This window comes from Kitasatospora sp. NPDC056184, assembly GCF_042268405.1.
Taxonomy (GTDB): Bacteria; Actinomycetota; Actinomycetes; order Streptomycetales; family Streptomycetaceae; genus Kitasatospora.
Map to the genome: position 1 here is coordinate 1,064,665 of NZ_JBHJUI010000001.1, position 14,806 is coordinate 1,079,470.

The window sequence follows — 14,806 nt, forward strand, 5'->3', positions numbered from 1 at the left end:
GGTGTTGACGGTGTGCTGGGTGACGTTGGTGAGGTCGCAGAACACCTGGTGCGAAGCGCCCACAGCCAGGTCGAAGCTTCCGGCTGCGGTGACGCACGAGGGCGACACGCTGTCCGTCAGGGTGATCCCGGTGACCGGCACGGTGCCGGTGTTGGTGACGGTGATGCGCCAGTAGGCGGTGGTGCCGGTGGGGATGGTGGTGGTCTTGGCCCACGGTCCGGGGCCGCCGTCGGCGCAGTCGGCGGCGTTGGTGGAGGTGCAGACCTCCTTGTTGATGCTGATGGACGGGATGACCGGCGGCGTCACGTCGACGGTCGCTTCGGAGGGCGGTGTGGTGATGGGTGTGCCGCCGGGTCCGGGGAAGGAGGCGGTGACGGTGTTGACGGTGTGCTGGGTGACGTTCGTCAGGTCGCAGAACACCTGGTGGGAGGCTCCGACGGCGAGGTCGAACGTTCCGGCTGCGGTGACGCAGGACGGGGAGACGCTGTCCGTCAGGGTGATGCCGGTGACGGGGACGGTGCCGGTGTTGGTGACGGTGATGCGCCAGTAGGCGGTGGTGCCGGTGGGGATGGTGGTGGTTTTGGCCCAGGGGCCGGGGCCGCCGTCGGCGCAGTCGGCGGCGTTGGTGGAGGTGCAGACCTCCTTGTTGATGGTCAGCGCCGGGGTGCACGAGGCACCCGGCGTCACCTGGAGGGTGACCGTGTTGGAGGTGACCGGCGGCTGGCCATTGGTGACGGCGGACGCCTGGTTGGAGACGGAGGTGACTGCACAGTCGGCCGACACCGTGGTCTCGAAGCAGATCTGCGGCGCGTCGCCGACGAAGGTCACCTGCATCTTCGGGTGGTTGTCGGGGGTGAACGAGGACCCGCTGATCAGGGTGAGGTTGGCGATCACCTGGATCGGTGAGTCACTGGTCGGGACGGACGAGATGTCCGCCGTTCCCGTAGCGGGGTTGAACGGGAAGGTGCCGATCGTGGTGCCGTCGGAGGCCAGCACGGTCACCGAGGACTGGGTGAAGTCCACGGTCGTCGGGTCGATGTCGAAGAGGCTGACCGTTCCGTACGACCGCACGTGTCCGGTGGCCCCGTCGCAGTAGTACGCCGAGGGGTTGAGGGTGCTCTGGGCCTTGGTCTTCAGGCAGGGGGAGGCGCCGGTGACCGGGTCGATCGAGAACAGGAAGCCGACGTCGCCGAGGCTGTACTTGCACTGGCCGTCGTAGGCGAAGCCGTACGGGCTGGTGTAGCCGCCGTTGACGGTGGGCGGGCCGTTGACGACGCCGTTGGTGCCGTACTGGGCGCAGGGGGCCTGGAGGTTCCAGTCGTAGCAGAACTCGGAGCTGTTGAGGGTCGGCGTGTTGCCGGTGTAGATCCAGAACGGGAACTCGGTCTCCAGATGCCCGTTGGGGGCGGTGATGGTCAGCGGCACCTGGTAGTTGGCCTCGCCGGTGGCGACGTTGGTGCTGACCAGGGTCTGGAGCCCGGGGGGAGCGGCGATCGGGCTGCCCGTCAGGCTGAAGCAGACGACGGTGCCGACGGGCGGGTTGACCGCGAGGTAGACACCGCCGACCACCGAGCAGACGCCGGTGACGGTGCCGGCCGAGTCGTACATCTCGAAGACGTTGTCGGCCCGGGCGGGGGCGACGCCGAGCGGGGTGACCACGATCTTGGGGACGGACCAGCCGGTGCACGCGGCGTTCGTCACCGGATCGAAGCAGGACATCAGCGTGGGCAGCGGGGCCAGCTGGTTGTTGGTGAGGTAGATCTTGCCGTTGATGACCCTCATGGTCCCGACGAAGTCGCCGCCGAAGCCGCCCTGGCCCTCGTTGGGGGGCAGGGCGATGGGGAAGGTCCCGCAGGAGGCGTTGGCGACGGGGTCGTAGCAGAGGATCTCGCCGGTGCCGGACACCGCGTAGATCAGGTTGTTCGGCGCCTCGACCACGCCGCCCACGACCGAGCCGGTGCCGGTCTGCAGGGGCGTGAAGCCGCAGCTGGCCTGGGCCTGGAGGTCGATGCAGCCGACGCCGATCACCGCGTACGTGACCCGGCTGACCGCGGCGTAGTACAGCTTGGAGCCGGACTGGACGTAGGTCGGCGTGCGGGTGCTGCCGAGGTCGCCGGTGGTCGCGCCGGCCACCGAGGAGTTGAGCGGCTGGGGCCAGCTGGCGGGGGCTCCGGTCGGGCTCGGGCACGGGCCGTTGGTGAGCAGGTCGGTGCAGACCACGCTGGCCGTGTTGGAGAACCCGTGGTGGTAGATGTTCCAGACCTCGGGCGTGGGGACGCCGTTGATCGTGGCGGTGTAGAGGATGGGGGTGAAGCCGTCGCCGCCGGTGGCGGTGTTGACCGGGGTGAACGGCGGCGGGATCTGCACCACCTGGCCGGTCGCCGGCGACGCCAGCAGCGGGTTGGTCGCCTGGACGACGTTGGTGGCCGTGCCCTGGTCGGTGCCGGAGAAGGTCGTACCGGCGTCGGTGGACCACTGCCTGGTGAAGCCGGGGGGCGCCTGGAGCGACCCGGGGACGTAGGTCTGGGCCTGCGGCGTGCTGCCCGGTCCGCCCTGGATCGCGTCGGTGATCGTGGTGCTGACGGGGGCGCCGTCCGGGTTGGTCGCGGAGACGACCCAGCGGACGGTGTCGCCGTGGGTGGTCTGGGTCGTGCTGCCGGTGGTGACGTCGGTGCCGGTCTTCGCCAGGGTCACGGGCTGCTGGCGGCCGGGGTGACGGGCGGCGCCGCCGTCGGCGGGAACGGCCTGGCCGCCGGCGGCGGGAGCGGACGGAGCGTGCGCCAGCGCGGGAGCGGCGAAGGAGCCGGACGCCGTGGCGAGCGCGAGGAGGAGGGGGAGAGCGGCCCGGGTGAGGCGGTTGCGGAGCCCGGCCGGTCCGTGGTGTCTTCGCTGGCGCCCGCTGGTGGGTGGACAGCGCCTCATGACGATTCCCTTCGGTCGAACGGTCCGGTGTGACGTGGTGGGGGAGGAAACCGTGGACCGAGTACGTACGGAAGGCAGATAGCTACCCACGGTGACCATATGGCTGTAGTATGTCGTCTGAAAATCTGACAAATCGTCTGAATGCGTCCGAACGTGGACGCATTCACCCCGGTGCGTGCGACGGGTCGGCCTGACGGGTGTTCATGCGGGGGCGCCGGTGAGGTCGTCGATCCGGTCGTCGATCCGGTCGTCGGGCCGGTTGTCGGGCCGGTCGTCGGGCCGTCGCGTCGTGGCTCGGGCCCGTCCGAGGTCGTCCAGGCCCGTCCAGGCCCGTCCGGGCCTGTCCGGAGTGGGCCGGAACCCTGGGGGAGGTCCGGCGGCGGGTGGCAGCATCGCCTCGGCCGGTCCCGGAAGGCGGGGCCGGCCGTCGACGGAGCGGCCGGCGCATCGGGCGCCGGCCCGGGGAGGGACATCATGGGGAAGATCAGTCGCAGGGCCAGGGCAGGCTTCGCCGTCGCCGTCGCGGCCGGCGCGCTGCTGCCGCTCGCCGTGTCGGGGAGTGCCAGTGCCGCCACCGGCGGGGGCTGTCGGGGCTACACGGCGCCCGGCAGCTACCCGAGCGGGGTGCAGCTCAACCCGTGCATCAATGCCTACGTCTCCAACGGGTCGGATGGCTACGGCTATGTGAACAGCCCGCAGACCGACATCCGGATCTACCTGCAGATCGGCTGGAAGCCCGTGTGGCAGGCGGGTGAGCCCACGAGCTTCGGCTCGGTGGTCAACGCCGGGGTGGTCGGCCCCGGCAACGGCTACTACCGCGGCGAGGCCTTCGCGGGCGGGGCGCCGGGGTACTGCTACTACACCCGGATGTGGTACACGAACGGCGGTTACACCTCGGGCTGGGCCGAGTCCCCGGGGTTGTGCTTCTGACGGTTCGCCGCCGGGGTCCGCGCCCGTCCCGTGTCGGGTCCCGGCCCCGCCCCTCCCCGACGCCGGAGTTGTGTAAGATGTCAACTCGTCAAGTGACTCTTACAGGGGGTGGCAGGTGGACGAGCCCACCGTCAACGAGCTGGTGCGGGCGTGGGTCGAGGGCTGGATCGTGTCGCGCGGTGCGGCCGATCCGGTGGACGAGCCCTGGGGCTGGAGCATCGACGTCGGCCAGCCGAAGCAGGTGGCCCGGCACGTCCTGCCGGAACCCGTCGAGGCCGACGTCCGCAAGCTGGTGGCGGCCACCACCGCGCCGGGGACCTGGCTGAAGCTCTTCGCCGACGACGACACCGTCCGTCCCTGGCTCGGGCCCGGCTGGCAGTACGACCTTCCCGGCTACCTGATGACCGTCCCGCTGGCCGCCGAGCGCCCGGTCGTGCCCGCCGGGTACACCCTCACCAGCTGGTCGCGCGGCGGTGTGGTCCGGGTGCTGGTCCGCACCGAGGACGGCCGGTTCGCCGCCCGCGGCCAGCTGGCGGTCACCGGGGCGACCGCCGTCGCCGACCAGATCGAGACCGACCCCGGGCACCGCCGTCGGGGGCTCGGCTCGCTGGTGATGCGGTCCCTGCGGGACGCCGGTCACCGCGGCGGGGCCGCCACCGGCCTCCTGGTCGCCACGCCCGAGGGGCGGGCGCTGTACTCGGCCCTCGGCTGGAGCGTCCGCGCGTCGATGGCGAGCCTGTACTACGCGCCCCGGCCGGCGGAGTCCGCCGGGGCGTGACATGCCGCCGCGCCGGTCCGGACGGGGTGTCCGGACCGGCGCGGCGGTCCCGGCGGCGGGCTCAGTGCCGGTTCAGCACTGGGGCCGCTTGCCGTGGTTGGCTCCCTTGCGGCGGGCCTTCTTCTTGCGGCGGCGCTTCGAGGACATCGGGCCTCCTTGGTGGTTCGCCCCCGTCCAAGGTCTCACACCGCCGGCCCGCCGTCGTGTTCTCGTCCTGCGGACGGAGGTACCGGGGCGCCGAAGGCCGGCCGGCCGGCGGGTCAGGCCGCCTGCCACAGCGCCGGCGCGTTCGGCGGCTCCCAGCCCACCTGCGCCTGGTGGCCCTGGAGGCAGCGGTAGGAGGTGCTGCCGTAGGTCACCGTGTCACCGGCCTTGTAGACGGTGCCGGCCGCCCAGGTGCCACCGGGGTTGCCCGGGCCCGGGCCGGGGCCGGGGCCCTGCGAGTCCGTCTTCAGCGTCAGCCCGTAGCCCTGCAGGATCGGGTTGACCGGCTGGAAGTAGGTGGTGCCGCCCTGCGAGCAGTTGCCGGTGCCGCCCGAGGTCACGCCTTGAGCCTGCGTCCCGGAGATGAAGGAGCCGCCCGAGTCGCCGGGCTCGGCGCACACGTTGGTGCGGGTCACCCCGGAGACGGTGCCCTCCTGGTAGGTGACGCTGGTGCCGTGCTGCTGGATGGTCCCGCAGTGCCAGCCGGTGGTGGAGCCGGACCGGCAGACCGAGGCGCCGACCTGCTGGAGCACCGAGCCGCTCACCGCGCCGGACGCGCTGTTCACGTACGGGGTCGCCGTCCAGCTGCTGTTGGTGGCGACCCAGGACATGTCGTTGCCCGGGAAGACCGAGGCCTGGAAGCTGCCCTGGGAGACCCGGTTGGACCCGGTCGTGCTGGAGCCCGCCCGGCCGCAGTGGCCCGCGCTGACGAAGCCCTGGGTGGTCCCCCGGGTGATCGGGAAGCCGATCGAGCAGCGGCTGCTGCCGTCGATGTAGTAGGCGTCGCCGCCGCGCAGGTCGTAGAGCGGCCGCGGGGCCTCGGCCACCCGCTCCACCTGGACCGCCGCGCGGTCCACCCCGGCGGCCGTGATCAGTCGCTCGGCCGCGGCCGGGTCGGTGGCCTGCACCACCACGGTGTTGCCGCGCACGTCGACGAAGCGCACCGGCGCCGCGAGCGCGTCCGCCCGGCCCGTCGCGCCGCGCCCGGCGGCCCGGTCGAGTGCGGCCAGCGCCCCGTCCAGCGCGGCCAGCGGGCGCGCGACGACCACCGGCCGGGCGCCCGCCGCGCGGATCGTCGCGGCGTCGGCGGCCCGGGTGGTGGCGACGGCCAGCCCGGCCGCGTCCGCGCCCTCCACCCAGGAGCCGGCCCAACGGGTGCCCAGGCCCTGGGCGAGCGCTCCGGCCCGGGCGCCGGCGCGGGCCTCGTTGACGATCCGGGCCTGCGCCTGGCCGGCCGTCAGACCGAGGTCGCGCTGCAGCGCGTCGAGCACCGCGGGCGTGGCGGCGGCCACGGCGAGGGTGTCCGGCGCGTTCGCGGCGGCCGAGGCGGCGGCGCGGACGGCCGCGGCGGATCCGGGGTCCGGGGCGGCGGCGCCGGCGGTGCCCTGGAGGGCCGTCAGCGCGAGGGCGGCGGTGGCCAGGACGGCGCACGCGGCCCTGGCGGGTCGTCGGAGCATGGGGGTCTCCCGCGATCAGGGTGTGGGGGTTGCGGGAAACCGTAGGAGCCCCGTCCGACGGCGGGGGAGATGTCACCCGGGGGTACAGCCCCGGGCTATACCCCCGCCGGGACGCGCGGCCGGCGACCGGCGGACTCCGTGGTACAGAACACCTTTTCGTGGACCGTTGCGTCAAGACCGCCGCAGCGGACCGGAGTTGGTCAGCGCTGCTCGACCAGCCCCAGCAGCCAGAAGTTCGCGTACGGCCCGGCCGCCGTGGACACCGGGTCGGCGAGCCGCCCGGCCCGCCCCAGCCGGACGGTCACCGTGTCCAGCGAGACCGACGCGCCGCAGGTGTAGCCGAGCGGCGCGTACGTCTCGTCGGGCCCGCAGAGCACGGACACCACACGCCGGGCGGGCGGGAAGCGCAGCACGATCTGCTGGTGGTCGGCGGAGGCCACCTCCAGGCCGAGCACCAGGTGCGCCCCGCCGACCAGGTACCAGCCGCTTCCGGGCCGGTCCTGGCGCAGCACACCGGCCAGCAGCCGCAGCCGCCCCGCCCCGATCCCGCCGAAGCCCCCGAACCCGCCCATCGCACCGATCGCCCCGAGGCCGCCGGCCCCGCCGGACCTGCCCGCCGCGCCCGGCCCGCCCGCCTCGTCCGCCGGCCGCTCCGCCCCCGTACCGCCCCCGCCGGGCGGTTCGGTGGGCGCGACCGCCGCGGTGGCGAGCACGACCGCCGCCGCCACCACCGCCACCGCCCTGAGCCGTCGCACCGCCCCGCCCTTCCCGCGCCGACCGCCCATCCGACCACGACCGGCCCCCGCCCCGCCGCCCGCCGTGCCGTCCGGCCCCCACGACCACCCCTCCGGGGGACGGACCGGTCCCCGGCAGCCGGCCGGTCAACCGTGGGCGAGGAGGACCGGCCGGTCAGTTGGCGCCGGTCGGGTAGAACTGGCGGGCCCAGTGCCGGTAGATGCCGACGGACTGGTCTCCGGCGGCGAGCCGGGGCCGGGGCTCGTACCGCTTGTGGTTCCAGATCGGCACGTCCTGAAGGATGACCCGGGCCGTCATCCGCAGCGTGGAGCGGGCGACGGCCCTGGTCAGTGCCGCCCGGGCCGCCGGGAGGTTCAGGCCCGGTACGCGGCCCGGGTCGGTGATCTCGCAGGCCGCCGCGACCCGCAGCACCGTGCGCCAGGGGCCGGTCGGGGTGGGCAGGCCCCAGAGGTGGACGGCCATGCCGAAGCGCGGCAGTTCGAGCTGGGTGAGCGTCCACCCGAGCCCCGCCATCAGCGTCGACTTCTCCCAGGAGAGCCCGCCGAAGACCGGGATCCGGCCCGCGGTGGAGCGCAGGTTCGTCCGCAGGTACGGCCCGTCGGGGGTGGGCGGCGTCACCTGGCGCACGGTCAGGCGGTGGAGCGTGCCCAGGTGCCGGTAGTCGGCGACGTTCTCCATGACCTCCTGCGGGTGGGTGTCCACCTCGACGGCCCAGTGTGCCGTGGGCCGCACCCGCGCGTCGGGCAGGGCGGGCAGCTCCCAGGTCGGCGGGGCGTCGTCGTGGCCGTGCCAGACGTGCAGGAAGCCGTTGCGTTCGAGGACCGGGAGGTGCTCCACCCGGGTGCGCAGCGGCACGCCGTCAGGGTCGCTGACGCAGGAGCCGTCGGCCCCGAACGCGAAGCGGTGGAACGGGCAGACCAGCGTGTCGCCCTCGACCGTGCCGCCGAAGCCGAGGTGGGCGCCCATGTGGGGGCAGTAGGGCCGGGTGGCGCGGACCTGGCCGCCACGGGTGCGGTAGAGGACGACGTCCTCGGCCGCGAACCTCCGGGTCAGCACGGCGCCCCGGCGCAGTTCGCGGGAGAGGGCGAGGCAGAACCAGCCACTGGGCGTCGGGAGCGCCGGCCCGTCGCCGCCGGGCGCGGTCCGGGGTGGGCGGGCCGACCGGGGAGCGGTGGCCCGGGGACTGTCGTCTTCGGTGGTCATGGGGCACACGGTAGGTAGGCAAACGTTCGCTGCCGCGCAGCGCCGTACGCGACACCCGCCGCGATCACCCGCACCGCCGCGATCCGACCCCGGGGGCGACGGCGGCCGGGCGGTCAGGTGTGGCGGCCCTCGCCCAGGTCGGCGAGGGCCGACAGGACGTCGGCGCGCAGCCGCGGGTTGCCGGTCGTGCCGTCGATCAGCGCGAGGGCCTGGCGCAGCCGCTCGGCCGCCTGCTCCGGGTGGTCCAGTCGGCGGTGGTGGTCCGCCAGGTAGTAGAGCGTGAAGCTCTCCAGCACCGGGTCCCCGGTGGAGCGGTGGCGGTCCAGGGCCCGGTGCAGGTACTCGCCCGCCTCCCGGTCGCGGCCCGCCCACATCGCGGTGACGCCGATGTTGGTCTCGCACACCCGGATCGCCCAGTCGTCCCGGAGGTCCTCCGGCTGCGCCCGCAGCAGCGCGAGCGCGCCCTGGAAATGCAGCCGCGCTTGGCCGTAGGCGCCGGTGCTGAGACAGTGGTCGCCCAGGTTGCCGATCACGTGGGCCTCGCCGTTGCGGTCCCCGATCGACGCGAACAGGGCGCGGGCGAGGCGGAGTTCGGCGAGCGTCTCGTCGTGCCGGCCGAGCGCTCCGAGTACCGTGGCGAGGTCGTTGCGGGCGTGGCCCTCGCCGTACCGGTCGCCGGCCCGCCCGGCCGCCGCCACCGCCAGCCGGGCGGCCTCCTCGTGGTCGTCCAGGTGCGGACTGGTGAAGTAGTAGCTCCACAGGACCACCGGCAGCCGCCAGGCGAGGTCGTCCGGGCCGTCCGCGGCGGCCGTGCGCACCACCCGCAGCACGTGGGTGTGCTCGCTCTCGCACCACCGCTGGGCCTCGGCGGCGGTGGTGAAGGCGGGCGGTTCGTACCAGGCACCGGGCGGGGCGAGCGGGATCCGCCGGCGGTGCGGGGTGAGCAGCCGGGCGGCGGCGTCGGCGTGGTGCAGGTACCAGCTGCCGAGCCGTTCGCGGGCGGCGGCGCGCACCGCCCGGCCGGTCTCGGCGTCGGCGCGCTCGGCGGCGTACAGACGCAGCAGGTCGTGCAGCCGGTAGCGGTCCCCGCCCTCGTGGGTGAGTAGGTGGGCGGTGGTCAGCTGCTCCAGGACGGGGCGCACGGCGGCGGCGCGTTCGCCGCAGAGCGCGGCCGCCGCGGCGGTGGAGAGGCCGGGTCCGGGGGCGAGCGAGAGCAGCCGGAAGAGGGTGCGGGCGGTGGCGGGTAGCGCGCGGTAGGAGAGGTCGAGGGCGGCGCGGACGGCCGAGGTGGCGTCGCCGTCGATCGCCAGCGCGGTGAGCCGGTCCCCGGTGTCGCGCAGTTCGGCGACGTGGTCGGCGACCGTCCGGCCGGGGCGTTCGGCGAGGCGGCTGGCCGCGATGGCCAGGGCGAGCGGCAGCCGGCCGCAGACGGCGGCCAGTTCGCTGACGGCGGTCGGCTCGGACCGGGCCCGCCGGCCGCCGATGACGCGGTCGAGCAGCGCGACGGCGTCCCGAGCCGGCATCAGGTCGAGGGTCAGCGGGCGGGCGCCGTCGCGGGCGGTGAGCCCCGCCAGGCCGGAGCGGCTGGTGACCACGGTCAGGCACTCCGGCGCGCCGGGGAGCAGCGGGCGGACCTGCTCGGCGCTGCGCGCGTTGTCCAGGACGACCAGCACCCGCTGGCCGGCCAGCAGCGAGCGGTAGAGCGCGGCGGCCTCCTCGGGGACGCTCGGCACCTGCTCGCCGGGCACCCCGAGGGCGCGCAGGAAGCGGGCGAGCACGGCGTGCGGCGGCAGCGGTGGTTCGGGGGAGAAGCCGTGCAGGTCGGCGTAGAGCTGGCCGCCGGGGAAGTGGCCGCGCCGCCGGTGCGCCCACTGGACGACCAGGGTGCTCTTGCCGATCCCGGCGCTGCCGGAGATCGCGCAGATCCGGGCGGCGGGCCCGCCGGTGACGGCGGTGGCGTCGGCCGGGAAGTCGGAATCGGCCGGGAAGGTGGAATCAGCCGGGCAGGTGGGATCGGCCGCGTAGGTGGGATCGGCCAGGGGCGCCGCGGCGTCGGCGAAGCGGTCGAGGGCGGCGAGTTCCGCGGCGCGGCCGGTGAACGTGGCGAGCGGCGGTGGGAGTTGGGCGGGCCGGGGCGGCGCGGCCCGGGCGGGCGCGGGTACGGCGTCGTGGTCCCCGCGGCGCCCCCGTTCCCCCCGTTCCCCCTGGTCCGCGCCGTCCCGCCGGTCGTCCGGCCCGCCGCCCGGGACCGGGCGCGGCCCGCCCTCCCGGCCCGCCTCGGTGGTGAGCAACTCCAGGTGCAGCCGCCGCAGTTCCGGGCCCGGGTCGAGGCCCAGCTCCTCGGCGAGCCGGGTGGTGAACCGCCGGTGCGCCGCCAGGGCGTCGGCCGTCCGGCCGGAGGCGTGCAGGGCCCGCATCAGCTGTCCGACGAACCGCTCGCGCAGCGGATGGTCGGCGACCAGCGCGGTGAGCTCGGGAAGGCCGGCCCGGTGCCGTCCGAGCGCCGCCTCCAGGTCGAGGCAGTCCTCCCAGGCGGTGAGCCGCAGTTCGTCCAGCGGTACGGCGCTCGCCGTGATCACCCGGCCCGCCAGTCCGTCGAGCACGGGGCCGCGCCAGAGCGCGAGCGCCTCGCGCAGGTCCGCCGCCGCGGCGGACGGCTCACCGGCGGCGGCCGTCCGGCGGGAGCGGGCGACCGCGTCGGCGAAGGTCCGGGCGTCCAGCCGGTGGCCGTCGAGCAGGAGGCGGTAGCCGCGCCCGTCGGTCTGCAGCGCGGGCGGCCCGGCCGGGTCGGCGCGGTGGAAGCCCCGGCGCAGCAGCCCCGCCAGGTTGCGGATCTGGCGGTCGGCGGTGGCCGGCGGCCGGTCGTCCCAGACGGCGTCGACCAGCCGGGCCACCGGTACGGCGCCGCCCGCGTTGAGCAACAGTGCGGCGAGCAGCCGCTCCTGGCGCTCGCCCCCCAGCCGGACCCGCTCGCCCCCGTCGGTCCGGACCTCCAGCGGACCCAGAATCGCGAACTCCATGCGCTGCCCCTCCCCAGGGTCTTGCACACCGCTGTCGGGTCGTCGCATGTGGTGACGATCTGATGACTAGATCATGCCAGAATCGTGCGCGTGATTGAGAGGGTCGGTGTGGGCCGGGCCCCCAGGGTCGCGGCGCCGTGATCACCCCGCCCCTCAGTCGCCTGGAGGAAGCACCCATGATCCGCGTCAAGCGCTTCGCCGCCGTCGCGGCCGCCACCGTCGTGGCCGCCCTCGCCCCGCTGACCGCCGCTCCGACCGCGCAGGCCACCCCGACCGCCAACCACCCCGGCATGACCTGGGAACTCCTCAACTACGGTGCGGGCTACGCCATCCAGGTCGGCGGACCCGGCGGCAGCGCCAGTGACGCGTACCACGGCGACACCCCCGCCTACACCTCGCTGCCGGTGCTCTGCCTCAACCAGGACAACCGGCCGGCCCCGCCCGGGATCGTCATCGGCTTCTACAACGGCTGGGCCCTGGGCGAGGTGGAGATCAGCCGCCCCGTGAAGGGGACGGAGCTGACCAGCCCGGAGGCGGCCAACACCATCTGCCGCCAGCAGTTCGGCCGCAACTGGCGGCAGGCCGAGTTCCACGACGGGCACTACGGCGACGGCTACGCGTTGCCCGGCGGCTGGACGTTCTGGGCCAACGGCAACCTGCCGAAGAACGTCCGCTTCTGGGTGAACATCAACGACCAGGCCGCCAACCCCTGGAGCTGACGTCCCGCGCGACCGGCCCCGCCCACCCGGGCCGGGGCCGGTCCCGGCCGCTACCAGGCCCCGCCCCCCGCCAGCCAGCGGTCCCGGGCCTCGTGCTCGGCGTCCAGATGGCCGTCGAGCCGCCAGCGCGCCACGTCGTAGTCCGGCAGATGGCTCCACGCCTCGGCGGCGGTCAGCAGGTACCGCCACAGCCCGCTGAGCCGGACCATCAGCTCCTCCACCGCGCCGCCGTCCCCACCCTCCTCCGGCGCGGCCTCCGCTCCGGGCTCCGCCGCGGCCGCCGCCCCGGCCTCCGCGGCCCGGTCGGCGAGCGCTCCGAGGACCTCCCGCGCACTCCCGGTGAGGGCCGCGACGGTCTGGGACAGCGCCTCCCCGATCCGCTCCTCCTCGCTCCCCGACGGGCCGGCCCCCTCCCGCAGCAGGACGATCCGCCGCGCGATGAACCGGGCCAGGCCGTCGATGTCCTCCGCGGTGATGTCGGCGGTGTACCGCAGTGCGGACCGGTGGGTGTCTGTCATCCGGGTGTCCCCTCCCTCGGCCGGCCCGCTCCGGCCGAGCGCCGGATCGGGCCTGAGCCTCGGATATGGCACCCCGGCGGGAACGGTAAACCTCACCGGTCGCTCCCGCCCGGGGCGCAACCGGGCGGACGGGGGCGCACCGGTCGCGCCGACGATGATCGTCAAGGGGTGGCGCATGCGCCTGCGACCTGCGAACATCTGCGGATGCTCACACTCGCCGACGACCTCGGCCACCTCTCCTACGTCGTCTCCGGTGACGGTCCGCCGGTGGTCCTCGTGCACGCGGGCATCGCGGACCACCGGATGTGGGACGCGGTCGCCCCCTCGCTCGCCCGGCGACACACCGTCATCCGCTACGACCTGCGCGGCTTCGGCGAGTCCGCGCCCCCGACCGGCCCCTTCCGCGAGACCGACGACCTGCGCCGCCTCCTGGACCACCTCGGCCACGAGCGCGTCCGGCTGGTGGGCGCCTCCTGGGGCGGCCGGGTGGCCGTGGACTTCACCCTCACCCACCCGGACCGGGTGCACGCGCTGGCCCTGCTCGCCCCGCCGTGGCCGGGCTACGACTGGTCCGCCGAGATGATCGCCTACGACGAGGCCGAGACGGCGGCCCTGGCCGCGGGCGACCTCGACACCGCCGTCGGCGTCAACCTCGACATGTGGGTCCGCGGCCCGGCCCGCACCTGGGACGAGGTCGCGCCGGGAGTGGCCGACCGGCTCCGCGGCCCCCTGCGGACCTCCCTGGTGAACCAGGCCGCCGTCGGCGAGCACTCCCAGGGTGTCACCAACGGCGACCTCGCCACCATCACCGTCCCCACCCTGGTGGCGACCGGCGGCCTCGACGTCCCCGACTTCCGGGCCATCGGCCGCCGCTACGCCGCGGCCGTCCCCGACGCCACCCTGGTCGAGTTCCCCACCGCCGGCCACCTCATCGCCGTCGACGCCCCCGCGGAACTCGTCGACGTCCTGGCGCCCTTCCTCGCCGAGTAGCCGCGGAGCAGGAGGCGGGCCGGGTCCCGCCTATCCGGCCGGCCGCGGGTGCGGGCGGGTGCGGAACGGGCCCCCGTCGGCGAAGGCGTGGGCGGCGAAGCGCTCGCCCATCCGGCGGTACGCGGCCGGGGAGGGGTGCAGCCCGTCGGGGAGGTCGTCCACCTCGGCCGGACCGAGCAGGTCGCGTCCGTCGAGGTGGTGCAGGTGGGGATCGTGCGCCTGCCGGACGGCCACGATCCTCGCCAGCTCGTCACGGACCACCTGCAGCGACAACGCCCCACCGGCCACGTCGGCCGGGTCGCCCAGCGCGGTGAACCTCCCGTCCGGGCCCACCGCGGTCGGGCCGGGACGATCCTCCAGCGCCGGGCAGCTCACCGGGGAGATCACCAGCAGCGGGGTGTCCGGGTGCCCGTCCCGGATCGTGTCCAGGAATCCGTGCACCGCCGGGCCGAACGTCCGCAGCCGGAAGGTGGTCCGGCCCACGATGTTGATGCCCGTCTTGAGGCTGATCAGGTCGGCGGGCAGGTCGCGGATCGTCCGGGCGACATAGGGGTCCAGCATGGCGTTGCCCGGCTGGCTGAGGTTGGTCACCTCCGCGCCCCCGAGCGACGCCGCGACCACGGGCCAGGTGCCGGTGGGTCCGTCCGCCTCCAGGCAGTGGCTGATGGAGCTTCCGTAGTGCACCCAGCGGGGCCGGCCGTCGGGCAGCGGCGCCAGGACCTCGCCGTCGGCACGGAGCGCCACCAGCTCCGTGGGGGTCTGCTGCGGCAGCCACAGCTCGACGGTCTTCATACCGGCCGGCAGCCCGTCGAACCGTGCCGTTCCCGGCTCTCCCGGTATCAGCCGCTGCGCGGCCCCGGGGCCCGCCATCCGCACCACATGGCCCAACGGCGCCTGCCGGCGCTCGGCGAGAGCACCGTCCACGGTCAGGTCCAGCATCCCGGTCGGCCGCGGTCGGGGGTCGCCGTCGAGCTGGCCCGTGGAGGTGAGGACCTCGAATTCGAGCACCCGCGCGTCGGTGCGGAACACCAGCCGCACCCCCGAAGGCATCACCGTCCCCCCGTAGACCGACGGGTCCTGGTACTGCTCCGTGGTCCACGCCGGCAATCGGCGCGGCATCACTCCCGCCGGCGTCCTCTCCAGATCCAGCGCACCCCGTACCTCCACCGGCCCGCCCACCAGCGGATACTCCCGCATCGCCACTGCCATCGCTCCTCGGCTCCGGCCCGTCCGGCCGGGTGGGTACTCGGCCGGAGCCATCGGGCCCCTCCCCGAGCCTACGGGCCGGTCCGCCGATTCCCCCGGGCCC

11 protein-coding genes are annotated in these 14,806 nt (G+C 74.9%); 4 read left to right on the top strand and 7 right to left on the bottom strand.

The window, feature by feature from the left end:
• A partial coding sequence (locus ACFC0B_RS04100) for a hypothetical protein (RefSeq protein WP_376081804.1) occupies positions 1-2,922 on the bottom strand: 2,922 nt, incomplete at its 3' end.
• A 474-nt stretch (positions 2,923-3,396) separates the two neighbouring features.
• Between ACFC0B_RS04100 and ACFC0B_RS04105 the strand changes: the two genes are divergently transcribed.
• Both ACFC0B_RS04105 and ACFC0B_RS04110 read left to right on the top strand, forming a co-directional pair.
• Positions 3,397-3,852, top strand: a complete 456-nt coding sequence (locus ACFC0B_RS04105) for a hypothetical protein (protein WP_376081806.1) — start codon at positions 3,397-3,399, stop codon at positions 3,850-3,852.
• A gap of 115 nt (positions 3,853-3,967) precedes the next feature.
• Positions 3,968-4,630: a GNAT family N-acetyltransferase gene (locus ACFC0B_RS04110; RefSeq protein WP_376081809.1), complete on the top strand. Its 663-nt coding sequence runs from the start codon at positions 3,968-3,970 to the stop codon at positions 4,628-4,630.
• A gap of 260 nt (positions 4,631-4,890) precedes the next feature.
• Here ACFC0B_RS04110 and ACFC0B_RS04115 read toward each other — a convergent pair whose 3' ends face one another.
• The 4 genes from ACFC0B_RS04115 to ACFC0B_RS04130 form a co-directional block, all read right to left on the bottom strand.
• Positions 4,891-6,291, bottom strand: a complete 1,401-nt coding sequence (locus ACFC0B_RS04115; RefSeq protein WP_376081811.1) for a carbohydrate-binding protein — start codon at positions 6,289-6,291, stop codon at positions 4,891-4,893.
• A gap of 200 nt (positions 6,292-6,491) precedes the next feature.
• Positions 6,492-7,046, bottom strand: coding sequence for a hypothetical protein (locus ACFC0B_RS04120; protein WP_376081813.1), 555 nt, complete (start codon positions 7,044-7,046; stop codon positions 6,492-6,494).
• A 154-nt stretch (positions 7,047-7,200) separates the two neighbouring features.
• Positions 7,201-8,250 (bottom strand): Rieske 2Fe-2S domain-containing protein, encoded by a 1,050-nt coding sequence (locus ACFC0B_RS04125; protein ID WP_376081816.1) that lies wholly within the window; start codon positions 8,248-8,250, stop codon positions 7,201-7,203.
• Positions 8,251-8,363: 113 nt separating this feature from the next.
• Complete coding sequence (locus ACFC0B_RS04130; RefSeq protein WP_376081819.1) at positions 8,364-11,270, bottom strand: BTAD domain-containing putative transcriptional regulator; 2,907 nt, start codon at positions 11,268-11,270, stop codon at positions 8,364-8,366.
• Positions 11,271-11,446: 176 nt separating this feature from the next.
• Between ACFC0B_RS04130 and ACFC0B_RS04135 the strand changes: the two genes are divergently transcribed.
• The gene (locus ACFC0B_RS04135) at positions 11,447-11,989 is read left to right on the top strand and encodes a hypothetical protein (RefSeq protein ID WP_376081821.1); all 543 of its coding nucleotides are present in this window, start codon (positions 11,447-11,449) and stop codon (positions 11,987-11,989) included.
• 50 nt (positions 11,990-12,039) lie between these two features.
• Here ACFC0B_RS04135 and ACFC0B_RS04140 read toward each other — a convergent pair whose 3' ends face one another.
• Positions 12,040-12,507, bottom strand: a complete 468-nt coding sequence (locus ACFC0B_RS04140) for a hypothetical protein (RefSeq protein WP_376081824.1) — start codon at positions 12,505-12,507, stop codon at positions 12,040-12,042.
• A gap of 204 nt (positions 12,508-12,711) precedes the next feature.
• Between ACFC0B_RS04140 and ACFC0B_RS04145 the strand changes: the two genes are divergently transcribed.
• The gene (locus ACFC0B_RS04145) at positions 12,712-13,497 is read left to right on the top strand and encodes an alpha/beta fold hydrolase (RefSeq protein WP_376081826.1); all 786 of its coding nucleotides are present in this window, start codon (positions 12,712-12,714) and stop codon (positions 13,495-13,497) included.
• 30 nt (positions 13,498-13,527) lie between these two features.
• On the opposite strand, the gene ACFC0B_RS04150 is transcribed toward ACFC0B_RS04145, so the two are convergent.
• On the bottom strand, positions 13,528-14,694 hold the full coding sequence (locus tag ACFC0B_RS04150) for a GDSL-type esterase/lipase family protein (protein WP_376082403.1): 1,167 nt from the start codon (positions 14,692-14,694) through the stop codon (positions 13,528-13,530).
• Between the last annotated feature and the right edge of the window lie 112 nt (positions 14,695-14,806).

Excerpts from the sequence above, each read along its gene's own strand:
- ACFC0B_RS04140 (WP_376081824.1), bottom strand. The coding sequence starts at position 12,507 with ATGACAGACACCCACCGGTCCGCACTGCGGTACACCGCCGACATCACC.
- ACFC0B_RS04125 (WP_376081816.1), bottom strand. The coding sequence starts at position 8,250 with ATGACCACCGAAGACGACAGTCCCCGGGCCACCGCTCCCCGGTCGGCC.
- ACFC0B_RS04150 (WP_376082403.1), bottom strand. The coding sequence starts at position 14,694 with ATGCGGGAGTATCCGCTGGTGGGCGGGCCGGTGGAGGTACGGGGTGCG.
- ACFC0B_RS04145 (WP_376081826.1), top strand. The coding sequence starts at position 12,712 with ATGCTCACACTCGCCGACGACCTCGGCCACCTCTCCTACGTCGTCTCC.
- ACFC0B_RS04130 (WP_376081819.1), bottom strand. The coding sequence starts at position 11,270 with ATGGAGTTCGCGATTCTGGGTCCGCTGGAGGTCCGGACCGACGGGGGC.
- ACFC0B_RS04105 (WP_376081806.1), top strand. The coding sequence starts at position 3,397 with ATGGGGAAGATCAGTCGCAGGGCCAGGGCAGGCTTCGCCGTCGCCGTC.
- ACFC0B_RS04135 (WP_376081821.1), top strand. The coding sequence starts at position 11,447 with ATGATCCGCGTCAAGCGCTTCGCCGCCGTCGCGGCCGCCACCGTCGTG.
- ACFC0B_RS04115 (WP_376081811.1), bottom strand. The coding sequence starts at position 6,291 with ATGCTCCGACGACCCGCCAGGGCCGCGTGCGCCGTCCTGGCCACCGCC.